Origin of the sequence: Sanguibacter sp. 25GB23B1, from assembly GCF_040012415.1 — a bacterium.
In the GTDB taxonomy this organism is placed as follows: domain Bacteria; phylum Actinomycetota; class Actinomycetes; order Actinomycetales; family Cellulomonadaceae; genus Sanguibacter.
Genome location: NZ_JBDYKL010000020.1, coordinates 1 through 24,057 on the forward strand (window position 1 = coordinate 1; position 24,057 = coordinate 24,057).

Below are 24,057 nucleotides of genomic sequence, written 5' to 3' on the forward strand. Positions count from 1 at the left end.
CCCCCCCCCCGGTGACGAACACTCGTGACCCAAGAATGAACACCCACCGTGAGGAACCCGACCGCTGCGGGTGTCTCACGGTGGGGCGTTCATCGTCAGCTGGGTCCCGCGGCCTGCGACTCTGGACTGAGCGTGGCTCTCGCTACCCGAGGCATCGTGCCGGAGATTGCTGCCCACCTACGGGTCGGTGGCAGAGAGCACCCGTCGGCGCCAGCGACCGGTCACTGTGGGGACTATTGAGTGACGAAGTCGGTGTAGTACAGGTCCAGGACCTCACCGTCGTAGGCCTGCTTTATCTTCTCCAGCAGTTCGGCCTTGAGGGCGTCGCGGCCCTCGACGCTGGCGAGCTCAGCCAGCGATCGGCCGGAGAACTGGGAGATCGCCAGGTCCAGGGCGCGTGCGGTGTCCGGCTCCTCCTCGACCTCTAGCGCCAGCTGCAGGGCAATCCCCAGGCGCAGGTAGCGGCCGTCGGCGAGGTTCAGGTTGATGGGCTCGATCGTCACGACCTCTCCGAGCTCGAGGTGCTCGGCCTCTGCTGCGTTGGCTTCCTGCGTGCCGGGTCCGCCCAGAAGAAACCAGTATCCGGCGAAGGCCGTCATGGCCAGCACTAGTGCGGCCACTAGAAGGATCTTCTTCTTACTCTTGGGATTGGCGACCGGGTCCGGCTCTCTGCCGGTCGATGTGGTGGATCCCGCGCCGATCTTTGGCTTGTTCACCATCACACGCTGTTCGATTGGCATCAACATCCCCATCACTCGGTCGGCTACCGCGTGTCGGCACCGCTCGTTCTATCGGCAGAGGAGCCCAGTTTCTGAGCGGTGTGCCGCGATGTGGCGGTGTGTTCACTCAGGCTGGTTGGCTGCCGAGTCAGGACCTTCACGACCCCGCTCCCTGGCCTCATGACCTTCCGCCGACCATCCTGTACGCGCCACAGTAGATTGCGCTAACATCCCCGTATGACGATGACACGACCCTTAGTCGTTCCCGGAAAGCCCTCCTCGACGGAGGCCACCCCGCTCTTGCCTGCGGCCTGCCTGTTCCATGGGTTCAGCGATCCCTCCCGGCTGACGATCCTTCAGCACCTGGCGCTGGGCGAGCACCGGGTCGTCGACCTCACCCAGCACCTGGGGCTGGCTCAGTCGACGGTCTCGAAGCACCTGGCGTGCCTGCGGGACTGCGGGTTGGTCGAGTCCCGCCCGCAGGGGCGGTCCTCGATGTTCCGCCTGACCCATCCCGAGGCGATGGTGGACCTGCTCGCCGCTGCCGAGCGGCTGTTGAGCCTCACCGGCGACGCGGTCACGCTGTGCCCCACCTCCGGCATCGAGGCAACGACGGCGGAGGCTGAGCACCATGACCGCTGACACGACGGCCACAGCCGCCCTCCTCCTCTACGTGGTGGGCCTCGTGGTGACTTTCGGGGTGCGGAGCTGGCTCCATCGTCGACGCACCGGGAGCACAGGTCTCGTCGGGTTCTCCAGTGCGATCGGTGCGCCCGCGTGGTGGGGCGGGGTGTCCTTCGTTCTCGCCCTAGTCCTGACCGGCGCAGGGCTCGGCCTGGCCGCGACCGAGGCCATCGATGCGGCGCCCGCTCCCCTGGCGGGAACCTGGACCGGTGTGGTGGTGGCGGTCGCCGGCTTCCTCGGCGTCTTGGTGTCGCAATCCGGGATGGGCACCTCCTGGCGCATCGGGGTCCGTCCGGGCGAGGAGACCGAGCTCGTCACAGACGGGCCGTTCGCCTGGCTGCGCAACCCGATCTTCACCGCCATGATCGTCGCCGTCGGTGGCCTGGTGCTCGCCGTACCCTCGCCGATGACCCTTGCCGGTCTGGTGTTCCTCGTCCTGGGGATCGAGATCCAGGTCCGCGTCACCGAAGAGCCGCACCTGCTGGCCACGCACGGGGCCCACTACGCGGACTATGCGAGCCGGGTCGGGCGCTTCCTCCCGGGCGTAGGCACCCTGCCCGCGCCCCTCATCTCGAGGACCTCCGCATGAGCGGCGGGCACACCCACTCCCACGGCACCGCGACGGGCCGCCACCGCCGCCGCCTGGTGATCGTGCTGGCCATCACGCTCGGCGTCGTCGGCATCCAGGTCGCCGGTGGCCTCATCTCCGGGTCGTTGGCTCTGCTGGCCGACGCAGGGCACATGCTCACCGACGCCACCGGGGTAGCGATCGCGCTGCTCGCCACAACGCTGGCCGCCCGCCCACCGGACAAGTCCCGTACGTTCGGCCTCCAGCGCGCCGAGATCCTCGCGGCCCTGGCCAACGCCCTCCTGCTCGGTGGGCTGGCCATCTGGGTGATCGTCGAGGCCGTGCAGCGGTGGAACGACCCGCCCGAGGTCGGCACCACACTCATGCTCATCACCGCCGTCGTCGGCGCGCTGGCCAACCTCGCCAGCCTCCTCGTGCTGCGCCAGGGCGAGAAGGAGAGCCTGAACATCCGCGGCGCCTACCTCGAGGTCCTCGGTGACCTCGTCGGCTCGGTCGCCGTCATCGTCGCCGGCATCATCATCATCACCACCGGCTACCAGCGTGCCGACGTCCTGGCATCCATCGCCATCGGGCTGTTCATCCTGCCGCGCGCCTGGTCGCTGCTGCGCTCGGTACTCGACGTCCTGCTCGAGGCCACCCCGCGCGGAGTAGACCTCGACACCGTCCGCGAGCACATCCGCGAGATGCCCGGCGTCGTCGACGTCCATGACCTGCACGCCTGGACCATCACCAGCGGCGTGCCCGCGCTCTCCGCGCATGTCGTGGTCGACGACGCGTGCATCGCCCAGGGCCGCTCCGGGGCACTGCTGGATGCGCTCTCCGAGTGCCTGGAGACCGACTTCACGATCGGTCACTGCACGTTCCAGCTCGAGCCTGCCGAGCATCGCAGCCACGAGCTCGTCCACCATGACTGACACCCCAAGGATCACGATGCTCACCGTCTCCCTGCACCCCGCCCCGCTCTCTGCTCCGCGCCGTTCGCTCCTCCAACGCCGGGTGCGGTGGATCGTCGCCGAGGCCATCGCCGCCAGTCGCGCCGCCTCCTCCGCGGCCCTCATCGGCTGAGGCCTCGACTCCCCGCTCGCCCGGCCCACAGTGCCACCTGACTCTCGGCGAGCCTGGGGTGGGGCTGCTAGATCGGGGTGACGTATCCGCTGATGACGCCCTGCAGCTGGCGGATGAGCGCCCCCCACAGGCCCGTGGCCATGGCGATCCCGATGAGCACCAGGACGCCCCCGCCCACGATGTTGATGGTCCGCAGGTTCCGTCGAAGGAAGTCCATCGCCCGGGTGGCCCACCCGAATCCCCACGCGATCGCCAGGAACGGCAGCCCCAGTCCCACGCAGTAGGCCAGGCCCAGGAGAGCTCCTCGCGATGCCGCGGCCGACTCGATGCTCAGCGCCGAGATCGCCCCGAGCGTGGGCCCGAAGCACGGCGTCCATCCCAGCCCGAAGACGATGCCCAGCAGGGGCGCCCCGGCGAGCCCGGTGGCCGGGCGCCAGGAGGGCTTGATCGCACGCTGCAACATCCCCAGGCGCCCCATGAAGACCAGCCCCATCACGATGACCAGGAGCCCCAGGATGCGGATGAGCAGGTCCTGGTGGCGCACCAACCATCCGCCCAGCGCTCCGAACAGGGCGCCGTAGGCGACGAAGACCGCCGTGAAGCCGGCGACGAACAGGCCGACACCGATCAGCAGCCGTCGCCTGGTCGTCTCGCCGTCGCTCAGGCCACTGACGTAGGCGAGGTAGCCGGGCACCAACGGGAGCACGCACGGGGAGGCGAAAGACACCAGGCCGGCCAGGACGGCCAGCGGAACGGCGACGAGCAGCTGGCCTGAGAAGACCAGCTCGGCGACGCTCACTGGTCGAGTGCCGCCTCCACCTCGGCGCGCAGCTCCTCGGGGGAGTTCGCGGTGACCTTCTCACCGTCCAGGAAGAAGGTGGGTGTTCCCGACACTCCCAGTGCGAGCCCGTCGTCGAAGTCCCGCGTCACGCGCTCGAGCGTCGCGGGGTCGGCGACGTCCTGGTCGTACTGGGCTAGATCCAGGCCCAGCTCGTCGGCGAAGCCGCGGAACACCTGCGCCTTGGACTCCTGCGCCTCGCCCCACTCGCCCTGCGTCGCGTACATCATCTTGTACATCGCCTCGAGCTGGCCCTGCCGGCTGGCGGCCTCGACCGCCAGGGCCGCGTTCTGCGCGTTGGCGTGCGACGGGATCGGGAAGTACCGCAGGACGACCGTCAGCTCCGAGGCAAACTCCGCGCGCAGCTCCTCCACCGTGGGGTAGAACGCGCGGCACGACTCGCACTCAAAGTCCAAGAACTCCACCAGCACCGCCTTCTCCGCCGGGGCCTGCGAGAGCACGTGGCTGTCTTCGCGCACCAGGGACTCCCCCGAGACCTCACTCGGGTTCCCGGCGGGTTCGGAGAACCACGCCCGAGCAACCAGTGCCGCGATCAACGCCACGAGGACAGTCAGGAGGAGGATGCGGGAGCGGCGAGTAGTCATCGAGATCCTTGGTCAGGGCACAGGTCACGCACCTGTGGGCAGAGGGACCGGGTCAGCATCTCAAGCCCACCTGAGACATCCCTGAGTCGGCCGCCGTGACTCGTTCGGTGGCTAGTCCGGCACGTCGGCGTAGGAGTGCTTTCCGCTGAAGAGGATGTTCACGCCGGTGAAGTTGAACAAGACGCAGGCGTAGCCCACCAGGACGAAGTACGCGGCGCGCCGGCCGGACCAACCGCGCGTGGTGCGTGCGTGCAGGTACGCGGCGTAGACGACCCAGACGACGAACGTCCAGACCTCCTTGGGGTCCCAACCCCACGCGCGCCCCCAGGCATCGTTCGCCCAGATGGCGCCGCCGATGAGGGTGAAGGTCCACAGGACGAAGCCCACGGCATTCATGCGGAAGCTCAGGGCCTCGAGCGATGTCGGGTTGGGGATCGCGTCGAGGAAGCGCCAGTTGAAGATCTTCCATGCGGCGACGTTGCGTCCCCGCACGATGGTGCCTTCACCGCGCAGGAACGTCGATCCCTGGTCGCGGGAGTCGCGCAGAAGCTGCAGGACGCTGATGGCGAAGGCGACCGTGAAGATCCCGGTGGACAGGACGGCGACGCCGACGTGGATCACGAGCCAGTAGTGCTGGAGCACGGGCTGGACGCTGTCCGCGACGACGTGGAAGGCGTTGAGCCCGACCATGAGGAAGGTCACGACGAGGAAGGACACGATCACGCCGAGGAACCGCACGTCCCGGCGTATCTGCAGCAGGAGGAACGCCCCGGCGGCCACGAGCGTCCCGGCGAGGCAGAACTCGTACATGTTCGCCCACGGTGCACGACCGGCAGCGATGCCTCGTGCGACCACGGAGACGAGGTGCATGGCGAAGCCGAGCCACATCGTCGACATCGCGATGCCCAGCGTCTTCGAGCTGCGCCGCCCCGATGATGCGGGAATCGTGACTCCCGAGGTCCTCGCCGAGGCCACGTCCGGGCTGCCGGCTCCGACGAGCTGACTGGCCTTGCGCTGCCCGGCCGCGTCGGAGAGCTTGGACAGGTCGATCGCGAAAGCGATCATCGCGACGGTATAGGCCGTTGCTGCTCCCCACGCGAGGATGTCGCTGATCTCTCCCCAGGGGAGTGCTCCTGTAATGCCACCGGGATCCATCGATCAACCTCTCTCAAGCTTGTGTGTGTCCGTCATGTCGTGTGGGACATCCGTCTGGCCGGGCGAAGTCAGCGGGCAGGTCGAGGGCGCGGGCTGTGACCACGTAGGCCACCCGGCGTCAGACACCCCGTCACTCCCCGGCGTCGTCGAGGACGTCGTCGACCAGTCCGTTGAGGGTGGAGGCGTCGACCTGGCCGAGCACGCGGGCGGCGACGCGGCCCTGCTGGTCGAGCACGACCGTGGTGGGAACAGCCTGGACGGGGACGACGCTCTGGAGGGTCGCGATCGCGGAACCGTCGGTGTCGGCGATCGACGGCCAGGTCACGTCGTGTTCGCGCTCGAACGCCAGAGCCGCGCCGGCCTCGTCCGTGCCGTTGATCCCGATGAGGTGCACGCCCTCATCGGCGCGGTCGGTGGCGACCGCGAGGAGGTCGGGTGCTTCGGCCCGGCAGGGTGGGCACGCGGCGTACCAGGTGTTGAGGATGACGACATCGCCCTCGAAGGCACCCGTGTCCACGGGATTCCCGGAGAAGTCGGTGCCCGAGAGGCGGATCGGTTCGCTGCGATCAGCCGGAGACCAGATGCGGATGCTGCCATCGCCGGACTCGTACCCTTGGCCGACGACGTCGCCGGAGCTCGCGTCGTCAGAGCCCGAGCTGCAGCCCGTCAGTGTGAGGGCCGCGACCAGGGCGACCATGACGCGAAAGACTCCAGAAGACCAACGGTCGTCGTGGTCACGAGGGCGTGGGGCAGTCAGGGCATGAAGCACCGTCCAACTCTCTCCCAGAGGACTGGGAGATCACTGAGAAGGCGGCGGTGCCTCGCTGTCAGCATCTTCATCTGGTGTCGCTTTTTGCTTACCCTGCCGGTGTCGGTGGTGCATCCACATGCCGACGACGCGGCCGACCGAACCGAGCACGAGGAGGATGACGGCCACCACCATCACCGGCCCGTATCCGCCCGGCTCGCCTGATTCGTCGGCCAGGCTCGGCGCTGCCACAGTGACCGTCCGCGCATCAGCCACTGGCAGTGCAAATGTCCTGACCTGCCACCTCGCCGCGGGGGTGATGGCTGCCGGACTGGTCCACGGGACGTCAACGAGCGCCGCCTCCTGGCTGGGGCGAGTCTCGGCAATCACGTCGGCGGCGCGAGCCTGCGGGACGGTGACACAGCCGAGGAAGACGACCAGACCAAGCATCACGATCAGCGCGGCCGACCTGGGCGCAGCGACTGACAAGAACCGGAGGCGGGAGGTCATCGACACACCATAGGGCACCCCTCCACGTACCCTGGAGGGGTGAAGACAGGCCAGCAAGACGGGGCTGCGACGGCCTCTGGAGAGTCTGCTCGCACAGTTCTCGACGCGCCACGCTCCTGGGTGGGTGTGCTCGTCGGGGTGGTCGTCCTCGCTCTGGTCGCCCTCGTCACCGGCGGCGTGTTCTCGGGCGCCTTCGCCACGCAGCTGTTGCTCGACCCGGGCGTCGTCGTGCGCTGGGGCCTGCCCGTGACGACCGTGCTCGGTGAGCTCGCGGTCGCCGTGGCGCTGGGCGGGCTCGTCCTTGCCGCGTTCGTCGTGCCGCCCGGGGTTGCCCTCGACCGGACGCTCAGCACGGCGGCCGTCGGGGCAGGAGCGTGGACGGTCGCTGCGCTCGGCCGCATGGTCTTCTCCGCCTCCAACGCTGTCGGCGTGCCGCTCGACGATCCCAGTTTCGGTGAGCAGCTCGGGGTGTACCTCGTGCAGATCCCGGCTGGTCGTGCCTATCTGGCCATGACGGTGGTCGCGTCGCTCGTGTGTCTGTCGGCGATGCTCGCTCGGACGGCGAGCGGCGCGCTCTGGGCGGGCATCCTGGCCCTGGTGCCGCTCGTGCTGCAGTCCTTCATGGGACACGCCGCCGGCTCGACGAGCCACGAGCTCGCTGTCTCCTCCCTCTTCATGCACCTCGTCGGGGCAGCCGTGTGGATAGGTGCCCTGCTGGTCGTGGCGGCCCTGCGGGCGCGGCGCGCGCTGACGGACGAGGGCCTCGCCGTCGTCGTCGCGCGGTACTCACCCATCGCGTCGTGGTGCTTCGTCGTGGTCGCTCTCTCCGGGGTCGTCAACGCCCTGGTGCGGCTCGGAGGGGTCGAGGGTCTCTCGACCAAGTACGGCGTGCTCCTGCTGACCAAGGCAGCGCTGTTCGTGGTCCTCGGGGGCTTCGGTTGGGCCCACCGCACCTGGGTCGTCGGAAAGCTCGGAACGGCCACCGTGCCGGGCAGCGCGGCCCTGCGCACAGGCGTGAGCCTGACCGCGCTCTTCTGGCGCCTCGCCGGAGCAGAGCTCCTCGTCATGGGCGCGGTCTCCGGCGTCGCGGTCGCCCTGGGAGGCACGCAGCCGCCCGACGACAACGCCCCGCCGCCGGACCCGACCCCCGCGTTCATCATCACCGGCCGGGCGCTCCCTCCCGAGCTGACCCTCGCCCGATGGTTCACCGAGTGGCGCTGGGACGTCCTCCTCGGCTTCGCGTGCGTCGCGGCCCTCGTCGTCTACCTCCGCTGGGTGTGGCGGCTGCACCGGCGCGGCGACGCATGGTCGCCCCTGCGCACCGCGTCCTGGGTGGTCGGCACCGTCCTGCTCTTCTGGGTGACCAACGGCGGACCGGCGGTCTACGGCTCGATCCTCTTCAGCGCGCACATGCTCCAGCACATGATCCTCGCGATGGTCGTCCCGATCTTCCTCGTCTCCGGGGCGCCGATGACCCTCGCCCTCCGTGGCCTGGCCATCCGCAAGGACGGGACGCGCGGGCCGCGCGAGTGGCTCCTCGTCATCATCCACTCGCGCTACGGGCGCTTCTTCGCCCACCCGATCGTCGCGGCGATGAACTTCGCCGGGTCGATGGTCGTCTTCTACTACACGCCCGCGTTCGATTACGCCCTTTCCACCCACATCGGTCACATCCTCATGACCGTGCACTTCGTCCTCGCCGGGTACTTCTTCACCAACGCCCTCATCGGCATCGACCCCGGCCCGTCGCGCCCCCCGCACGCGCAGCGGCTGCTGCTCCTGCTCGCGACCATGGCGTTCCACGCCTTCTTCGGCGTGACCCTCATGTCCGGCGAGATCCTCCTCGTCCCCGAGTGGTTCGGCCTCATGGGCCGCGAGTGGGGACTGCCCGCCCTCGAGGACCAGCAGAAGGGCGGCGGCATCGCGTGGGGCGTCGGCGAGCTCCCGACCATCAGCCTCGCCGTCATCGTCGCCGTCTCGTGGGCGCGGGACGACACCCGTCTCGCCACCCGCCGCGACCGCAAGGTCGACCGCGACGGCGACATCGAGATGGACGACTACAACGACATGCTCAAGAAACTCTCCGACAGGGACCGGACGGTGAACTGAGTCGCAGGCCCTGGTGGCTGCGCATGCTGCGGCGTGCGCTCCTCCATCCGTTCAAACTCGTCGCCACCGCCGGCGGGGTGGGGCCGCCCGTCGCGGTAGGAGAGTGGGATCCCGTGCGCCCACACGGACATGTCCCAGCCGCTCGTTGCGCGGCTGGGAGCGACGATCAGCGGCTCTCCTGCTGGCTGTTGAGACGCGCCAGGTATGCGTTGTATGCATCGAGGTCGGGGTTCCCGTACCGGTCGATCTCGCGGTCGGCGGCTGCCGCGTCGCGGGTATCTCTGCGGAACCATCGAGACAAGATGATCAGCAAGATGATCAGCGTGGGCATCTCGCCATAGGACCATGCAAGGCCCCCGGCGGTGCCTTGGTCCTTGAGAGGGTCCAGCCCCCAGGACGTCGGTGGGGACGCGAACAGGGGCAAGAGGGGGGCGGGCGCCATCATCAGAACGACGCCGAAGAACGCGTGCAGCGGCATCTCCACGGCGACGTCGATCGCCTGGCCCATGTGACTTTGCCGGGCTGGTAGCGGATCGGTTGACAGCAGCGGGACCGTGAACAGGATGCCTGCGACCAGGAAGAGGATCTCGAGACTGACGTGACCGGTCCAGGTGCGCAGCAGTGTGTCGGCGGCGCCACCGAGATAGAGCCCGTAGAAGCACGCCAAGAACAGCGGGATCATCAGCACCGGGTGGATCAGCACGCGTCCGAGCCTCGACTTCAGACCCCAACGGGCCCCTTTCATCACTGTCCAGCCCAGCCGGTTGTGCGGGAGCGCCCTGAGCAACAAGGTTCCCGGCCTGCCCAGAACGAGCAGCGGTGGGACCGCGAGCATCAAGGTCAGCTGCTGGAACATGAAGACCGAGAGCATGCGAAGGCCGTACCCCTCCATCCCTGCACCCATGACCACCGCGATGATCACGCAGCCGGACAAGAAGGACGCGGTAGCGAGTGGAGACCAACGGCGGCCCGTCGCCCACAGCTTGATCGCACCAACCAGGTAGAGGAGCCCCATCAAGACCGCGATCGCAGGCAGCAGCGGTATCGGTTGCAGGGTCAGAGCCAGGTAGGTCTCCAACGAGGGGGGAGCCGATGGCACCCATACGGGACCGCTGATCTCGCCATACGCTGTGAGCGCACCGATGTACATGTGTGGTCCCCCTTCCCGCATGTGAGTCAGCAGGCGTCGCGCCTCGCTCAATCCTAGGGTCTGCAGAGAGAGCCACTCCGGTCCGGTCACGGCCCGGGGTGCGCCGACATGGACGGCGACGACGTTGATCTCGACCAACAATTTCGGCGGGGCTACCGATCGCACTCTGTCCACTCGGCACCCCGCGGGATGACACACGCTCGAAGCTCTGGCCCCTTGCGACCTGGGTCCAGCCGCTCGCCACCACCAGTGTGGGCAGAGCGTCCGGGCTGCATCGTCAGCCTCTCGCGCTGCCCAAGTCAGACCTGCCTTGTGCAAGTTCGGTCATGCGTCCACAATAAGTTCGCACACCCGAACTTCGGAGGCTGGACGATGGCAGAACCGGTCACGGCGCGGAAGCCGGTCACCGCCACGGGCCCGACCTCGACGCGGTTGCGCGGGCCGGCGCTGCGGATGCTCGGACCCGCTTTCGTGGCCGCGATCGCCTACGTCGATCCCGGGAACGTCGCCGCGAACATCTCCGCCGGGGCACAGTTCGGATACCTCCTCGTGTGGGTGCTGGTCGCGGCGAACGCGATGGCCGTGGTGGTCCAGTACCTCTCGGCCAAGCTGGGCCTGGTGACCGGACAGTCCCTGCCCGAAGTGATCGGAGCGCGGCTCGGCCGTCGCAGCCGTCTCGCCTTCTGGGGCCAGGCCGAGCTGGTCGCTGCCGCGACGGACCTCGCCGAGATCATCGGCGGGGCGATCGCCCTGAACCTCCTGTTCGGACTGCCGCTCCTGGTCGGCGGGGCGATCACCGGCGCAGTCTCGATGATCATCTTGTCGATCCAGCAGCGCCGCGGACAACGCCCGTTCGAGGTCGTCATCACCTCCATGCTGGCGATCCTGGCCGTGGGTTTCTGCGCCGGACTCTTCGTCGCGCCACCGTCCGGATCCGCCGCCCTGGCCGGCCTGGTGCCGCGCTTCGACGGCCCCTCCTCCGTCCTGATCGCCGCATCGATGCTCGGCGCGACGGTCATGCCGCACGCCATCTACCTGCACTCCGCCCTCGCGCGCGACCGCCACGGACGCACCCACACCCCTGCGGGCCTGCGCCGGTTGCTCATCGCGTCCCGGTGGGACGTCGCACTGGCGCTCCTGCTCGCCGGGACCGTCAACGTCGCGATGCTCCTGCTCGCCGCCTCCACCCTCCCCGGCGTCGCCGGCGTGGACTCCCTCGAAGGCGCACACGCCGCCATCGAGAGCACGCTAGGACCGTTCGTCGGCATGGCGTTCGCGATCGCCCTGCTCGCCTCCGGACTCGCGTCGACGTCGGTGGGCTCCTACGCCGGCGCGGAGATCATGCAAGGACTGCTCAACGTCCGCATCCCGCTCCTGGCCAGACGCCTCGTCACACTCATCCCGGCCCTGCTCCTGCTCAGCACCGGAGTCTCCGCAACCTGGCTCCTCGTCCTGAGCCAGGTGGTCCTCAGCTTCGGGATCCCCTTCGCCCTCATCCCCCTGGTCCGCATCACCAGCGACCCCACCGTCATGGGAGAGCACCAGAACAAGCTGGCGATGACCCTCACCGCCTGGACCGTCGCCCTCGTCATCGTGGCCCTCAACGTCACCCTCATCGTCCTCGCCGCGCGCGGAGCCGGCTGAGAAGGGAAAGACCGGAGGAGAAAGCTCCTCGAGCAGGTGCCCTGCCACCGGCCCAAGCACCGCTCCGCACTGAGCCGCAAGCGTGAAACACCATCATGCGCGTCGTCGGCGCGTCCACGTTTTTTCATCCAGCTCTCCTTCATACTGGAGGAGCCATCGCAGCTACGGTGGGGGCACTCATGGGAGTCGCCGGCCCGTGGGGCGGCGTGCGGTTCCTCATTGAGGACTGGCTGAGCCAGTCGTCCAGTGGATCCCGTACGTGTCCACCGGGGACGTGTGGGTCATCACGCCGGCCCTCATCGGCGTCGCCTTCCTGCTGGCGGCGATCTCCTCGATCGTCACCCTGAGCCGCTACACGAAGGTGTGACATGACTCGATCTCGCTCCGCAGTCGCCGCGGTGCTCGCGCTCGGCCTCTTCGGAGCCTTGACCGTCCTGCCTGCGGTGGCCGACGATCTCGACGACCGCCTCGCTGCCGCGGAGAGCGCCCAGGCCGCCACGCAGGGTGCGCTCGACCAGACGGCTGCGGACCTCGCCGAGACGGACGCGGAGCTCGCGCAGGCGTACATCGACCTCCAGACGATCGAGGCTCAGCTTCCCGTCGCGGAGGCCACCCTGCTCCAGGCGAACGCGGTCCTCGAGACTGCTCAGCGCGAGGCCGAGGACCTCGCCGTCCGACTCGTCGACGCTCAGGACGAGGAGGTGACGCTCACCGCGGAGATCGAGACGAACGCCACCGCTGCGACCGACGCGCGCAACGGCGTCGCCGAGATGGCGCGCCAGGCGGCCCGCGGAGACATGGGCCTGTCCGGGCTCGAGTTCATCGTCGGCGCGCAGAGCACCGACGAGTTCGTCAGCGAGTACAACATGGCCACCACCGCCATGCGCACGCAGAGCTCGTCGCTCGACGACCTCCGCCAGACCGAGGCCGTGACGAAGAACAGCGAGGTCCGCCTCGCAGCCGTCAAGCTCGCGATCACCGACCTCAAGACCCAAGCCGACGCGAAGGTCGTCGAGGCCGACGCCGCAGCCGTCGCCGCGACCGCAGCGAAGGTCGAGGTCGAGCGGCTCATCACCGAGCAGGCCGCCAAGAAGCTCACCATCGAGGACCGCAAGGCCACCGAGCAGGCGCGGGCCGACGCCCTCGCGGCCGAGAGCGCCCTGCTGACCACCGACATCCAGAACATCATCGGACTCCAGGAGGCCGAGCGCGCCGCGCTGGCAGCCGAGCAGGAACGCCAGCGACAGGAGGCGGCGAAAGCTGCTGCGGCCGCAGCTGCTGCCAACCCGGGAAAGGCCGCCCCCGCGCCGGCCATCGTGCAACCGCCCGCCGCACCCGCCACGGGCGGCGGCGGCGGGAAGTTCCTCTCCTACCCGACCGCGGTCCCCTACGTCACGTCCAGCTACGGCTACCGCTTCCACCCGGTGCTCAAGTACAACCGCCTCCACGCCGGGACCGACTTCCGCGCCTACTGCGGCACGCCGATCTACGCAGCCGCCGCCGGATCGGTGCAGTGGGCCAAGACGCGTCCCGGCTTCGGCAACCAGGTGCTCGTCAACCACGGCACCGTCAACGGCTCCAACCTCATGACGAGCTACAACCACCTCACGAACTTCGCCGTCTCAACCGGGCAGAACGTCTCCAAGGGCCAGGTCATCGGATACTCCGGGAACACCGGCATCGGCACCGCGTGCCACCTCCACTTCGAGGTATACGTCAACGGTGGCACCATCAACTCGATGACGATGCTCTGAACAGCCCCGATGCTGCGCCCGGAGCACCTCGAAGTCGTCCGCGCTGGTCCGCTCCGCCTGGGGGCGCGACTGTTATGACCAAGATGTCCATATTGACTCTGGTTGTGGCTGGTTCTATCGTGTTCGTCCTCGCGGGATGCTCGGCGGATCAGATCGGTGATCCGGAGACCGGTTCGACGGTCGCGATGACGGGGGACTACATCGCCTACGACGAGCGCTCGCTCGTTGAGGACGCGACGCTTGTTGTCGAGGGCACGCCAATGTCCTTCGAGAGCCGCATGATCGCGCCTCAGTTCGAAGGCGATACCCCCGAGGAGAACCCACTCCTGGGGCTCTCGGAGGAGGAGAAGGAGAAGGCCATTGCGGAGGCCTCGGGGGTCCCTGTGACGGTCGTGACCTTCCGGGTCGACGTCGTCCACAAGGGCGATGTCCAGCCCGGGGAGGAGATCACGATCAACCAGATCGGTGGGGCCATCAACGGAGTGACCTATGTGCAAGCGGACGAGGTCATGCTTGAGGCCAAGCAGAACTACCTGCTCTTCGCTACCGATGACCTGGACGGCGCGTACGCGATTCTCGGCGGTTCCGCGGGCATGTACGTCGATGCTGGAGATTCGACATTTGCTGCGGCGAAGCCCGAGATGGCGCCCTTCGAGACGCTCACGGGTCCTGAGGTCGGCACCTTGACCCAGTGATGCGCACTCAGCATCAGACCTGAGACGGGGTCGCCACCTTCACGGTGGCGGCCCTGTTCCATCGTAGGAAACGAACTGCCAATAGCAGTCAGGACCTGGCGTGGGGCTCGGGGTAGACGAGCGTGAGAGTTCCTGCGCCCGCCGCTGCTCGCGCCTGCCGTTCGAGATGAGCAGCTCAAGCCCCGGGTCTGACCACGCCTATGAACTCGCATCGATCACGCACACCATGGCCTTCGCGTCGCTGATCTTTGTTGGGGTGAAGCGCACAAACGCCGCCCCGAGGAACGCCGGTATCCGGTCCTGCACCTCTCTCAGGCACACCCCCGCATCGCTCCGTTTTGACGAGAAAGCGAAGGCTCGAGCGAGACGGACGCCCCGTCGCGCCGACTCACCACCTCCGCGACCCGTACTCGCCCACACGGTCCCCAGTATCAAACACTCCATCGACAGGTGGCACACACCTGAGCACCACTACGGACCCAACACTCGACAACTACGCCCCCACTTGAGTGCTACCAACCCGACGATTCCGCCCCATCAAACGGTCATCATCAGGCAAAGTGGCACCCATGCAGCATAGATGCGCGAGCGTGCAGTCTAGGCTGCACGTCCACACTGGGGCTATCCCTGACCTGACGCGTCTAGTCTAAGTCCTATCATAGGACACGGCAAGGATGGTCGCCCGTCCCCCGCCTGCGCCAGTGCGCCCAGGGCGCCGATCGCGTCGGGTCACCGGACGGCTCCTGACTCCTGCGCCACTCGTACACTCGTTCGAATGAACGATCACCTCTTCGTTGCTCCTCGCAACGCGCTGGCGGCACCGGCGGAGCGACACGTGCGCCGTTGGCCCGGCTCTCATTAGGTCCCGGTGCTAGGTGGCGCCCGGCGTCGTGGTGCGCACCGCGCACGATCGGGTGCTGGCGCGCTGGAACCCGAGCGCCCGCAGCCCTCTTACCCGGATGACGTGGCTTTCGCGCCAGGACGTGCGCACCGAGCTGCGCGAGCCCGGGACGGCCGATCCGTGGCCCTCAATGTGACCGGCTGCTCTCGTGCGCTGCGACCGTGATCAACTCCGCCGCGCACTCCGCCGGCTACGGGGCACAGACGATCCGCAACGCCGCCCCGGTCCCGCCGCGTCGCCGCAGCGAGACGCTCGACTGCCGATCCCGACGCGCCGCGCCGGGACACTCCGTGCCTGCCGTGGGCGGGTGCGTTCACACTTCATCGTGGACGGCTGATGGCCTTCGATCATGCGACGCCGTATGCCCAGCGGCGGCTCGCCGCGCCAGAGGTTCAGGACAGCCCATGTACCTGCCGGGTGGGAGTCGGAGGGAGTTTCGGATCTGCTGCTGTCCTGCCGTGGATGAAAGAGCATGTGGCGGGCCTGCCCAGACACACAGTGTCGGCGAGATGCCGCACAATCAGTAGATGAGCCAGGATGCGCTTCCGCTTGCCGCGTTCTCTCCGATGACTCCAGACTGGGTCCCGCCGTACGGTTGGCCGAGCGTTCCTGACGGGTGGTTGCCGACGAGGTCGTGGCAGCCCCCCGCCACCCTTCCGCTGCCCGCAGGACACACCTGGTGGACCGCCGGCCCAGACTTCGATGTAGATGGAATGGACCAGTTCGTCGTGAAGGCCTTCTACCTTGAGGTTGAGCTCGACGAAACGCTAGGAACTACCACTATCCCCACCGTTTGGACGGCGCCTCCGACGTGGCCGCCGGCGCCGGAGGGGTTCGAACCACCGGATGGTTGGGTCGCTCCAGTGGAGTGGGGTCCGGCTCCGCCCGGGTGGGTCTTCTTCCAACCTGATCCGCTCGTCTACGGGCCCTGGAAGGCCCAACGTGACGAGCTTGCCGAGCGCTCGGCCGTCATGCTCATGACACCGGCGGCGTTGATCAGTGTGTTGAACTACCTCGAACGACGCCTGGCCTCCGCTGTGGTGGTCCGAGCGCGCCTGACCTCGGACGCGTTACGGGCCAGCGCAGGGCATGCAAGTGACTTCACTGCCGCCTTCCATGCGCAACTCGACCAGCGCACCGGGAATGTCGCATCGGCTGCCAGCGGCTTGCGTGACTACGCCCTCCACTGCCTCCGAAACGGGCAAGGCGTCGACGATGGCCACTACCAGAAACTGCGTCAAGTGCTCCAGAGAACGGCGAGCCTCCTGGACGCAGACTTCAACCGGGCCTGCGCAGCGATATGGGCGGACGGCGAAGACGGCAACGCTGCACGCGCTCTGAACGCAACCAGCGACATCCAGGCGCTCATCGCCGAGCATCACATCCACATCACTCCTCGCTACGAGTCCGATGACGAGCCCTCCGGAGAGTACGACTCCGGCGCTCCCGCGTGGGAGCTCGCCGAGGAGCTCGCAGCCGAGTGGCTGCGCGAAAACGGCTACCCCGACGCTCGGCGCACCCCAGTAGGCGCAGACGGCGGATTCGACGTCGAAGCGCGCGGCCTCGTCGCTCAGGTCAAGCACCGCGCTAAGCCCACTGGGCGCGAGGAGATCCAACGTCTCGTTGGCGCGAACCTCCATGGCGCGAATTTGGCCTTCTTCTCTACCGGCGGCTACACCACGCAGGCCGTTCAGTACGCGAAGGCCGCCGGGGTCGCTCTCTACGGACTAGATGTCTCCACCGGCACCGTCGACTTTCACTATTGAGCTGCGAGCGGCCCGCGATCATGCTGGTTCTGCTCACCTCGTTCGGGGAATATTGACCCTGCCGCCGAAGACAGCCTCGACGTCTGCGACGCCGCCTTCACCCGCGTCTGAGGAGTCAGCGCTCGAAGTGAGCGGTGATGGGCTCGCGCTGCACAATGGCCGGGTCGAGCCCGTCGCCCAATGCGGCCGGCGGCGGCGCCCAGGGCCAGGGGCTCGAGGCGCGCCAGGTGGCGTGCGAGGTGGCGTGCGAGGTGGCGGACGGCGTCGAGCCGGCCCTCGACGTGATCGGTGTGGAAGCCGGCTAGGGCGACGTCGATCGCCATGCTCAACGACGTGGAGCACCACCGAGACCACCGTCGGATCCCACCTCGTCCGTACCCCTACGCGTACCCCTACCGCGATGAATCCAGGGCTGTCCAGCATTGACCAGGAGTGCATACCAATCCCGTGACCTGCAGGTATGGGCACACCTAGACACCTTCAGACCCTTTCCCCTCGCTGACACGGAAGAGGTCACTGGTTCACTCCATTCACCGCTGAGCAGCCCCCAGGTCCTTCACCTCGCCGTTGCCCTTGCGCTCCTCCGATGCGGAGTGGGCTCAGAAGTGTGGTTCAGCGCAGTCGAGGGTGCAGTTTGGGTGTGTTCGCCGGTCTCGAGGTGGCTGCGGGCGGTGTAGCTGGTGGGGTTGCGAAAGCGGGCCTTCGCCCCACTCCATACGGTGTAGCGTGACGCGGACTGGGTTCCCTCATGAAGGAGCTGATCGTGTTTCTGCTCGTCACGATCGTGAGCGTCGCGCTGGGCTTTGCCTACGCGGGCTTCGTCGGCCGACGCTTTGGCCTGAAGGACTGGCGCCGATGGATGGCCCTGGCGCCCTTCTGGCTGCTGGCCATCGCGATGATCGTCACTCTGAAGAGAGTGAACATGAGCGACCCGGCCGCGCAGGCGATACAGGCGTTCGCGTTCGTCTGCCTTGCCCAAACCGGGCTCGATTGCCTGCGCGCGCTTCGACGCCGCCGCATCCCAGAGCGTGAAGGGAACGCTGCGCCACTGCGCTGACAAGAGCACGCAACCACTCCTCCCGGACAGACCACCCGCCAGGTAGCGACGGCTATGCGGCCTCGACTCGCTCCCAATACGGGCGCAGCGGGGCGCAGCAGCTTCCATCTCGGCCACGCAGAAGGCTCTTCCCATGATCGAGCTGCGTCCGCCCACCGACTCCCGTATTGAGCCTCACAACGCTGGCAGAGTAGCGGCATGACCTCAGCGAACGGTGGCGACTTCGATCTCACGATGGACGAGCTGCGAGCGGTAGTTCGCTTCGCCACCGACTGCGCGGAGAGCTTGCTTCCCGATTTCGAGGCCGAGGCCCCGGAGGACTCGCGACCGCGCGAAGCGCTCAACGCCGCTCGCGCCTTTGCCGAGGGAGCTACCCGGACGAACCTCCAACGAAAAGCCGCCTTCGCAGCACACCGAGCAGCACAGAGCGTGTCCGCAGAGACTGCGCAACTCGCCGCACTGGCCTGCGGTGACGCCGCGGCCTCCGCCTACCTTCACCCCATCGCACAGGCAACGCAGGTCGGCCACATACTCCGCGCGGCGGCCTGTGCCGCACGAGTGGCCGAGCTGAGAGCCGGCGACGACGGCACCACAGGTAGCGACAGCGTGAGCATCCTGGCAGAACGAGCCACCTCCCCAGTACCCGATGTGCTTCGTCGATATCCAGCCGCACCGCAGGGCAGGTCTCGCCTCTCACAGCTGATGAGCGCACTCGATACAGCAATCAGGCACGGGCACGCCGATCTGCGGACGGGCACCGCGCGCAGAAACCACGCTCCGCGAACATGACCGGTCGACGATCATGTGAGAGTGAACCCACTCTCCCGTGTGCCGGCGAACGTCGGCCCAGATCCTCAGGTCGTGACCCGGCTGCTCCGCGAGCAAGCTCCGCATCTGGCCGACATGCCCGTGCGAGCGAGCGGTGCGTCCGGGAGCAGCAACTGGGTGTTCCGCATCGGAGACACCCTGGCCATGCGTCTACCCCGGTCGGACGACTACGTCGCGGACCTGGTGAACGAAGTGCGCTGGCTACCCCACCTTGCACCCCGTCTGCCGGTCGCAGTCCCCGAGGTCGTCGCCGTCGGCCGGCCCAGCGAAGCCTTTCCGCGGCCGTGGGCGGTCGTGTCCTGGGTGCCGGGCGACCATCCGCTCGCACTGGACGGGTCGCAGCAGACTCTCCTGGCCGAGTCACTAGGCACCTTCGTCCAGAGTCTCCACGCCGTCGAGACCGTCGACGCCCCAGAGGGGCCCGATCACTGGGGCTATCGCTGCGGTGAGCCGGTCACCGACACGATCGACCGGTGGGCCGATCACGCGGCTGCAGAACTGGCGGACATGTTCAGCCCCACCAGTGTTCGTGAGGCATGGCGACGCCTGCGCGACGTCCCCCCGGCCACCGGAGCCGCCTGCTGGGTGCACACCGACCTGTCCGAAGAGAACCTCCTCGTTCATCCCGACGGCTGGCTGGGCGGGGTGATCGACTTCGGCGGCATCGGCGTCGGCGACCGGTCCGTGGACCTGCTCTACGCGTGGAGCATCTTCGACGCCCCAGCACGCGAGACACTCCGGGTCGCGTCCGCAGCCGACGACGACACCTGGACCCGCGCCCGGGCGTGGGCCTTCGTCGGGCCGGGCCTGCTCACCATCACCACGTACCGGCACACCATGCCCTCCCGAACCGAGCGCCTCATCGCGATGGTCGAGACGATCGCAGCCGAGGTAGACATCCAGCTCTGCTGAGGCGCCACCTCTCACGTGAGGGGCAGGCCCTCCAAGGTCACGGACTCCGCGAAGCCCGCCACAGTGACGGTCGAGGCACGAACCGCGGGACGCGCAACGCGTACGCCGCATACTGCGGGAACTTCTGTCGCAGCATCCTCTCCTCCCAGGACGCCTTCGCCCACAGCAGGAGCAGGAGACCGAGCGCCAGACCTGCGGCGGCGAACGACGGGTGGCTCAGCACCCGTCCCACCGCGAACAGGAGCAGCCCGGAGTAGAGCGGGTGCCGCGTCACCGCGTACAACCCTGAGTCGCGCAGCACGCCGACGTCCTTGGGCACGGGCGACGCTGTCAGGCTTGACCCCAGCTGGGTCGATCCGACGACCACGACGCCCAGACCCAGCGCGCTCAACCCGACTCCAGCGAGGTTGACCGGCAACCACGACGTCGCACGCTGCGGGACGGGCCACACCGCGAGCGCGACCAGGAGGACGCCCTGGGTCAGCACGAGGGTCCAGGCCACGAGGTTCCGGTGCCGACGGGACCGACTCACGTCGTCACCGTTCCCGGTCGGCTGGGACGCTCCGGGCGGGCGGCTTCCGGCCGTGCATGGTGCGACGCTGGTCGTGTGAGCTCGACTGATCGGTCATACCACCATCACATGGCACGCCGGCAGATCCAGCCACCCGGAGCCGGGTTCTCTCCACCTGATGACATCGGGCCCGGCAGGGTCATGAGAGTGCGGCCTCGCGGCGCCGATCGAGGCGAGCGGTCCGGCGTGCTCTTCGCAGGCTGAGCGCGAAGGTCACCAGCGCGCCGGCTGAGACGGCAGCGCCGAGGAGAGCCGAGCCCGTCCAGCCGGCGGCGTCGTACAGGGCAGTGGTGGCCGCCGCGCCGATGGCGGATCCGAGCGAGTAGAAGACCATGTAGGCGCCGATCGCGGTACTGGTGCGGTGGGCGTAGACGGTGGTGAGGATGTGCTGGTTGCTGACATGGACGGCTTGCACGGCGAAGTCGAGCAGGACCACTCCGAGCACCAACCAGACGAGCGACGACGTGAGCTGCCCGATCGCGACCCACGAGGCGAGCAGGATCACGAGCGCGATGCCGGTGACCCGGTTCGTGTGCCCGGCGTCGGCCCACCGACCAGCACGGCCGGCGCCGAGGGCGCCGGCGAGCCCTGCGAAGCCGAACAGTCCGATCTGTGTCTCGCTGAGGTGCCACGGCGAACCGGCCAAGGCCAGAGCGATGCCGCTCCACACCGCACCGAAGGACGCGAACACGAAGAACGCGATCAGCCCGCGGCCGAGAAGGATGGGATGGACGAACATCCCGGACAACGCGCGGAGCAGGTCCCCGTACCTGGCCGCCCCGGGCGGACATCGGCGGGGAGCCGGACTCGCACCACGAGCGAGAGGGCTGTGGCGAGGAGAGCCAGGACGACGTAGATGGCGCGCCATCCCCACAGGTCCGCGAGGAACCCGGCGAGGATCCGTCCACCGAGGATCCCGATCACGACACCCGAGGTCACGATCCCCACGGTGCGGCCGCGCTCGGACGGGGCCGAGAGCGCGGTCGTGTATGCGACGGTCGTCTGCACCACCACGGCGAACATGCCCACCACTGCGAGGCCGCTGAAGGCGACCCATGCTGCGGTCGCGGTGGCGACGACCAGCAGACCCGCCGCGAGGAGGACGAGGTGGAGGGCGACCAGCCGCCTGCGGTCGAGCATGTCCCCCAAGGGCACCAGGAGAACCAGGCCCAGGAGGTACCCGAGCTGGCCGACCCCCACGAACCAGCCCACCGCCTCAGCCGGGACTCCCAGATCACGACCCATCGACCCAAGGACCGGCTGGCCGGCGTACACGCTCGCCACCGCGACCCCGCAGACGACCGCGAGCAGCATCCTCGTTCCACCCTTCATGCCCTCCCCCTCATTCGGTTGCACTTTGCTACCAAACGGAAGGTACGGCAGAATGGTTTCAAGACGCAACTCATTGGAGGTGTGATGACGCACGACGACACCGCGGCCACCGCGGCCACCGCATGGACCGACCCGAGCTGCCCGGTCGCCCGGACCACCGACCTGGTCGGCGACCGGTGGAGCCTGCTCGTCATCCGGGACGCGATGGACGGCGCCCGCTCGTTCACCGACTTCCAGCAGCGCACCGGGATCGCCCGGAACATCCTCACCGACCGGCTCCGCAAGCTCACGGCACACGGCCTGCTCGTCCAGGTCGATGCCCCGACGGGCAGACGCAAGCTGTACGAGCTCACCCCGGCGGGCAGGGACCTCTTCCCGGTGATCCTCACGCTGCGGCAGTGGGGCGAGCGACACGCGTTCGCCGCCGGAGAAGAACACTCGGTGCTCGTGGGTGTCGACGGCGCTCACGTCCCGGAACTCCGCCCTACGTCTGTCGACGGAACGCCACTGACGAGCGAGAACACGCGCGTCCAGCGCTCAAGACCGGTCTTGAGCCGCTAGGTCCGCTCCCCATAGGGTGACTGCTCTCGACGAGCATCACAGGAGATGACCATGTCCCTCGTCCGCGTGCACAACTTCTCGATCTCGCTCGACGGCTTCGGCACCGGCGAGGGTCAACAGCTCGACGCCCCGTTCGGCCACGCCGGCCATCGCCTGATGGAGTGGGCGTTCGAGACCCGCACCTTCCGCGACATGGGCCTCCACGGCGTGACAGAAGGATCCACCGGCGTCGACGACGCGTTCGCCAGCCGCTGGGGACGCGGGATCGGCGCAGAGATCATGGGGCGCAACAAGTTCGGCCCCCAACGCGGCCCCTGGGAGGACGAGGAATGGAAGGGGTGGTGGGGCGACAACCCCGTCTTCCACACCCCCGTCGTCGTCCTGACACACCATCCTCGGCCCGTGCTCGAGATGGACGGCGGGACGACCTTCCACTTCGTCGACGCCGACCCCGCCTCCGCGCTCGAGCAGGCTCGCGCCCTCGCCGGCGACCTCGACGTCCGCATCGGCGGCGGCGCCAGCACCGTGCGACAGTTCCTCGCGGCCGACCTCGTCGACCACATGCACATCGTCATCGTCCCGATCGTCCTGGGCCGCGGCGAACGGCTCTGGGACGGCCTCGAAGGACTCGAAGAGCGCTTCGACATCGAGACGACCCCGTCTCCGTCCGGAGCCATCCATCTGGTCTTCACGCGTCGCGCGGGGCGGTAGGACCGCGAGCGCCTCGTCGGCGAACCGACCCAGCACCACCGCCTCAGCGCGTGATCTCGACGTCCGGCAACCCGTCCAGAGAGCTGACGTCGAGGACGTCGGCCCCGATGAGGTCGAGCGAGCGGAGCGTGACCAGGTCCGCCAGCGGCGACACGTCCTCGACCGGCGTGAACCCCAGGCTGAGCGTCCGCAGCGCGGGGAGCCCTGCGAGCGGCCCCACGTCGCGCACCGGTGTTCCCGCGAGTGCGAGAGACGTCAGTGCCGAGAGGCCGGCGAGCGGGGCGAGGTCGCTCACGTCGGTGCACGTGAGGTTGACGGACTCGAGCCGCTCGGCACCTGCGAGCGGGGAGATGTCGCTCAGCCGGGTCTCTCCCGAGCGTGTGAAGCAGCCGTCCTGGCCGAGCTCGAGAGTGGTGAGGGCGGTCATGCTCTCGATGCCGGTGAGGTCCGTGATGGGGACGTAGAGGAGGTTGAGGGAGGCCAGCCGGGGTAGCGTCGCGAGCGGTCGGAGGTCGGTGACGTGGGGCTGCCACCCGAGGTTGATCTGCTCCAGGCCGACCAGGCTCTCGATACCCTCGAGGTGCCTGATCGGCGCGCGGTCGGGTCCGTCCCCGTCGAGGTTGCTCAGGGCGCACTCGAGACGGTCGATGCCCTCGAGGTCATCTTCGGTGACCGTGTCGTCGACGTCGACGCCGAGGGCCCGGGCGACGCACGCCCTGAGTCCGTCATCGCCGAACGCCTCCTCCAACGCCACAGGCGGACCCGAGCGGACGGCGCGGAGCACCAGCACGCCGACCACCACTACGGCGAGCACGACCAACGCGATCACCAGACCCCGAGAGGAGCGCCGGGAACCGCGGGAGGCGGACCGCCTCGGTGGGCCGATCTCGGCCCACCGAGGCTCAGCCATCGCGTCGATGTCGGGCACGTGCTGCATCCTCCACGGTGAAGCTCCCGAAACCCTGAAGCCGGCGAGGTCTCTGCCAGCGTGGGTGAGACCGTAGCACGCGTTCCGGAGCCTTCTCGGAGGCTGACCTGGCCTTCTGCACGGAGCCCAGGGCAGCGCCTCGGGCTCCGGTCCGTGCCGGCGTCGCTCGCCGGCGCGACGGAGCCAGGCCGCCGTCCCTGCGGGTCCGGAGGTCGCTCTGGCAGA

Annotated in this window: 25 protein-coding genes; 14 read left to right on the plus strand and 11 right to left on the minus strand. The window is 68.3% G+C overall.

Translation table 11 applies throughout. The annotated features are described in order from the left end of the window. Nucleotides 1–233 precede the first annotated feature (233 nt). A complete protein-coding gene (locus tag ABKW26_RS11915; protein WP_348593955.1) occupies nt 234–740 on the minus strand; it encodes a flagellar basal body-associated FliL family protein in 507 nt (168 codons plus the stop codon). 216 nt (nt 741–956) lie between these two features. Here ABKW26_RS11915 and ABKW26_RS11920 point away from each other — a divergent pair, with 216 nt between their 5' ends. Genes ABKW26_RS11920 through ABKW26_RS11935 form a run of 4 tightly spaced genes read left to right on the plus strand, consistent with a single transcriptional unit; the run spans nt 957 to nt 3,057 of the window. Beyond that, complete coding sequence (locus ABKW26_RS11920) at nt 957–1,361, plus strand: metalloregulator ArsR/SmtB family transcription factor (protein WP_348593957.1); 405 nt, start codon at nt 957–959, stop codon at nt 1,359–1,361. Further along, on the plus strand, nt 1,351–1,992 hold the full coding sequence (locus ABKW26_RS11925) for an isoprenylcysteine carboxylmethyltransferase family protein (RefSeq protein ID WP_348593960.1): 642 nt from the start codon (nt 1,351–1,353) through the stop codon (nt 1,990–1,992). Before ABKW26_RS11920 ends, ABKW26_RS11925 begins: the two co-directional genes overlap by 11 nt. Beyond that, complete coding sequence (locus ABKW26_RS11930; protein WP_348593962.1) at nt 1,989–2,906, plus strand: cation diffusion facilitator family transporter; 918 nt, start codon at nt 1,989–1,991, stop codon at nt 2,904–2,906. The genes ABKW26_RS11925 and ABKW26_RS11930 overlap by 4 nt, the downstream gene beginning before the upstream one ends. After that, on the plus strand, nt 2,899–3,057 hold the full coding sequence (locus ABKW26_RS11935; RefSeq protein ID WP_348593964.1) for a hypothetical protein: 159 nt from the start codon (nt 2,899–2,901) through the stop codon (nt 3,055–3,057). The genes ABKW26_RS11930 and ABKW26_RS11935 overlap by 8 nt, the downstream gene beginning before the upstream one ends. Before the next feature lie 67 nt (nt 3,058–3,124). Here the strand turns inward: ABKW26_RS11935 and ABKW26_RS11940 are convergent, their stop codons facing one another. The 5 genes from ABKW26_RS11940 to ABKW26_RS11960 all read right to left on the minus strand — a co-directional run bounded on the left by ABKW26_RS11940 (nt 3,125) and on the right by ABKW26_RS11960 (nt 6,913). Further along, nucleotides 3,125–3,856 carry a cytochrome c biogenesis protein CcdA gene (locus ABKW26_RS11940; RefSeq protein ID WP_348593966.1) on the minus strand — a complete coding sequence of 244 codons (732 nt, stop codon included), beginning with the start codon at nt 3,854–3,856 and terminating at the stop codon, nt 3,125–3,127. Next, complete coding sequence (locus ABKW26_RS11945; RefSeq protein WP_348593968.1) at nt 3,853–4,500, minus strand: thioredoxin domain-containing protein; 648 nt, start codon at nt 4,498–4,500, stop codon at nt 3,853–3,855. Before ABKW26_RS11945 ends, ABKW26_RS11940 begins: the two co-directional genes overlap by 4 nt. 111 nt (nt 4,501–4,611) lie before the next feature. Further along, on the minus strand, nt 4,612–5,655 hold the full coding sequence (gene ccsB, locus ABKW26_RS11950) for a c-type cytochrome biogenesis protein CcsB (protein WP_348593969.1): 1,044 nt from the start codon (nt 5,653–5,655) through the stop codon (nt 4,612–4,614). Between the two features lie 130 nt (nt 5,656–5,785). Then, the gene (locus tag ABKW26_RS11955; protein ID WP_348593971.1) at nt 5,786–6,352 is read right to left on the minus strand and encodes a TlpA disulfide reductase family protein; all 567 of its coding nucleotides are present in this window, start codon (nt 6,350–6,352) and stop codon (nt 5,786–5,788) included. A gap of 102 nt (nt 6,353–6,454) precedes the next feature. Then, nucleotides 6,455–6,913, minus strand: coding sequence for a hypothetical protein (locus tag ABKW26_RS11960; RefSeq protein WP_348593973.1), 459 nt, complete (start codon nt 6,911–6,913; stop codon nt 6,455–6,457). A gap of 39 nt (nt 6,914–6,952) precedes the next feature. Here ABKW26_RS11960 and ABKW26_RS11965 point away from each other — a divergent pair, with 39 nt between their 5' ends. Next, nucleotides 6,953–9,022, plus strand: coding sequence for a cytochrome c oxidase assembly protein (locus tag ABKW26_RS11965; protein ID WP_348593975.1), 2,070 nt, complete (start codon nt 6,953–6,955; stop codon nt 9,020–9,022). 166 nt (nt 9,023–9,188) lie between these two features. Here the strand turns inward: ABKW26_RS11965 and ABKW26_RS11970 are convergent, their stop codons facing one another. Then, nucleotides 9,189–10,172: a cytochrome c oxidase assembly protein gene (locus tag ABKW26_RS11970; RefSeq protein ID WP_348593977.1), complete on the minus strand. Its 984-nt coding sequence runs from the start codon at nt 10,170–10,172 to the stop codon at nt 9,189–9,191. A 372-nt stretch (nt 10,173–10,544) separates the two neighbouring features. On the opposite strand from ABKW26_RS11970, the gene ABKW26_RS11975 reads away from it, so the two are divergent. The 7 genes from ABKW26_RS11975 to ABKW26_RS12005 all read left to right on the plus strand — a co-directional run bounded on the left by ABKW26_RS11975 (nt 10,545) and on the right by ABKW26_RS12005 (nt 19,729). After that, the gene (locus ABKW26_RS11975; protein WP_348593979.1) at nt 10,545–11,816 is read left to right on the plus strand and encodes an Nramp family divalent metal transporter; all 1,272 of its coding nucleotides are present in this window, start codon (nt 10,545–10,547) and stop codon (nt 11,814–11,816) included. Between the two features lie 368 nt (nt 11,817–12,184). Further along, nucleotides 12,185–13,570: a M23 family metallopeptidase gene (locus ABKW26_RS11980; protein ID WP_348593981.1), complete on the plus strand. Its 1,386-nt coding sequence runs from the start codon at nt 12,185–12,187 to the stop codon at nt 13,568–13,570. A gap of 74 nt (nt 13,571–13,644) precedes the next feature. Continuing rightward, a complete protein-coding gene (locus tag ABKW26_RS11985; protein ID WP_348593983.1) occupies nt 13,645–14,265 on the plus strand; it encodes a hypothetical protein in 621 nt (206 codons plus the stop codon). Between the two features lie 1,614 nt (nt 14,266–15,879). Beyond that, nucleotides 15,880–16,932, plus strand: a complete 1,053-nt coding sequence (locus ABKW26_RS11990) for a restriction endonuclease (protein WP_348593985.1) — start codon at nt 15,880–15,882, stop codon at nt 16,930–16,932. 748 nt (nt 16,933–17,680) lie between these two features. Beyond that, entirely contained in the window at nt 17,681–17,989 is a 309-nt protein-coding gene (locus tag ABKW26_RS11995) for a hypothetical protein (RefSeq protein WP_348593987.1), read from the plus strand. A 198-nt stretch (nt 17,990–18,187) separates the two neighbouring features. Beyond that, a complete protein-coding gene (locus ABKW26_RS12000; protein WP_348593988.1) occupies nt 18,188–18,778 on the plus strand; it encodes a putative immunity protein in 591 nt (196 codons plus the stop codon). 72 nt (nt 18,779–18,850) lie between these two features. Continuing rightward, on the plus strand, nt 18,851–19,729 hold the full coding sequence (locus ABKW26_RS12005; RefSeq protein ID WP_348593990.1) for an aminoglycoside phosphotransferase family protein: 879 nt from the start codon (nt 18,851–18,853) through the stop codon (nt 19,727–19,729). Between the two features lie 37 nt (nt 19,730–19,766). On the opposite strand, the gene ABKW26_RS12010 is transcribed toward ABKW26_RS12005, so the two are convergent. The 3 genes from ABKW26_RS12010 to ABKW26_RS12020 all read right to left on the minus strand — a co-directional run bounded on the left by ABKW26_RS12010 (nt 19,767) and on the right by ABKW26_RS12020 (nt 21,632). Further along, nucleotides 19,767–20,261, minus strand: coding sequence for an isoprenylcysteine carboxylmethyltransferase family protein (locus ABKW26_RS12010; protein ID WP_348593991.1), 495 nt, complete (start codon nt 20,259–20,261; stop codon nt 19,767–19,769). Nucleotides 20,262–20,439: 178 nt separating this feature from the next. After that, the gene (locus ABKW26_RS12015) at nt 20,440–21,039 is read right to left on the minus strand and encodes an MFS transporter (RefSeq protein WP_348593993.1); all 600 of its coding nucleotides are present in this window, start codon (nt 21,037–21,039) and stop codon (nt 20,440–20,442) included. Next, a complete protein-coding gene (locus ABKW26_RS12020) occupies nt 21,003–21,632 on the minus strand; it encodes an MFS transporter (RefSeq protein WP_348593994.1) in 630 nt (209 codons plus the stop codon). Before ABKW26_RS12020 ends, ABKW26_RS12015 begins: the two co-directional genes overlap by 37 nt. A gap of 84 nt (nt 21,633–21,716) precedes the next feature. On the opposite strand from ABKW26_RS12020, the gene ABKW26_RS12025 reads away from it, so the two are divergent. Beyond that, the gene (locus ABKW26_RS12025; RefSeq protein ID WP_348593995.1) at nt 21,717–22,193 is read left to right on the plus strand and encodes a helix-turn-helix domain-containing protein; all 477 of its coding nucleotides are present in this window, start codon (nt 21,717–21,719) and stop codon (nt 22,191–22,193) included. Nucleotides 22,194–22,244: 51 nt separating this feature from the next. Beyond that, complete coding sequence (locus ABKW26_RS12030; protein WP_348593997.1) at nt 22,245–22,904, plus strand: dihydrofolate reductase family protein; 660 nt, start codon at nt 22,245–22,247, stop codon at nt 22,902–22,904. Nucleotides 22,905–22,947: 43 nt separating this feature from the next. Here ABKW26_RS12030 and ABKW26_RS12035 read toward each other — a convergent pair whose 3' ends face one another. Then, entirely contained in the window at nt 22,948–23,832 is an 885-nt protein-coding gene (locus ABKW26_RS12035; protein ID WP_348593999.1) for a hypothetical protein, read from the minus strand. Nucleotides 23,833–24,057: the final 225 nt, after the last annotated feature.

Bases quoted from the DNA above. Each gene is read 5' to 3' on its own strand.
- ABKW26_RS11995 (WP_348593987.1), top strand. From the start codon at position 17,681: ATGAAGGAGCTGATCGTGTTTCTGCTCGTCACGATCGTGAGCGTCGCG.
- ABKW26_RS12015 (WP_348593993.1), bottom strand. From the start codon at position 21,039: ATGTTCGTCCATCCCATCCTTCTCGGCCGCGGGCTGATCGCGTTCTTC.
- ABKW26_RS11935 (WP_348593964.1), top strand. From the start codon at position 2,899: ATGACTGACACCCCAAGGATCACGATGCTCACCGTCTCCCTGCACCCC.
- ccsB (WP_348593969.1), bottom strand. From the start codon at position 5,655: ATGGATCCCGGTGGCATTACAGGAGCACTCCCCTGGGGAGAGATCAGC.
- ABKW26_RS11930 (WP_348593962.1), top strand. From the start codon at position 1,989: ATGAGCGGCGGGCACACCCACTCCCACGGCACCGCGACGGGCCGCCAC.
- ABKW26_RS11990 (WP_348593985.1), top strand. From the start codon at position 15,880: ATGGACCAGTTCGTCGTGAAGGCCTTCTACCTTGAGGTTGAGCTCGAC.
- ABKW26_RS11980 (WP_348593981.1), top strand. From the start codon at position 12,185: ATGACTCGATCTCGCTCCGCAGTCGCCGCGGTGCTCGCGCTCGGCCTC.
- ABKW26_RS11960 (WP_348593973.1), bottom strand. From the start codon at position 6,913: ATGACCTCCCGCCTCCGGTTCTTGTCAGTCGCTGCGCCCAGGTCGGCC.
- ABKW26_RS11985 (WP_348593983.1), top strand. From the start codon at position 13,645: ATGACCAAGATGTCCATATTGACTCTGGTTGTGGCTGGTTCTATCGTG.
- ABKW26_RS11975 (WP_348593979.1), top strand. From the start codon at position 10,545: ATGGCAGAACCGGTCACGGCGCGGAAGCCGGTCACCGCCACGGGCCCG.
- ABKW26_RS11945 (WP_348593968.1), bottom strand. From the start codon at position 4,500: ATGACTACTCGCCGCTCCCGCATCCTCCTCCTGACTGTCCTCGTGGCG.
- ABKW26_RS12020 (WP_348593994.1), bottom strand. From the start codon at position 21,632: ATGAAGGGTGGAACGAGGATGCTGCTCGCGGTCGTCTGCGGGGTCGCG.
- ABKW26_RS11920 (WP_348593957.1), top strand. From the start codon at position 957: ATGACGATGACACGACCCTTAGTCGTTCCCGGAAAGCCCTCCTCGACG.
- ABKW26_RS11955 (WP_348593971.1), bottom strand. From the start codon at position 6,352: ATGGTCGCCCTGGTCGCGGCCCTCACACTGACGGGCTGCAGCTCGGGC.
- ABKW26_RS12030 (WP_348593997.1), top strand. From the start codon at position 22,245: ATGTCCCTCGTCCGCGTGCACAACTTCTCGATCTCGCTCGACGGCTTC.
- ABKW26_RS12000 (WP_348593988.1), top strand. From the start codon at position 18,188: ATGACCTCAGCGAACGGTGGCGACTTCGATCTCACGATGGACGAGCTG.
- ABKW26_RS12025 (WP_348593995.1), top strand. From the start codon at position 21,717: ATGACGCACGACGACACCGCGGCCACCGCGGCCACCGCATGGACCGAC.
- ABKW26_RS11970 (WP_348593977.1), bottom strand. From the start codon at position 10,172: ATGTACATCGGTGCGCTCACAGCGTATGGCGAGATCAGCGGTCCCGTA.
- ABKW26_RS11915 (WP_348593955.1), bottom strand. From the start codon at position 740: ATGCCAATCGAACAGCGTGTGATGGTGAACAAGCCAAAGATCGGCGCG.
- ABKW26_RS11925 (WP_348593960.1), top strand. From the start codon at position 1,351: ATGACCGCTGACACGACGGCCACAGCCGCCCTCCTCCTCTACGTGGTG.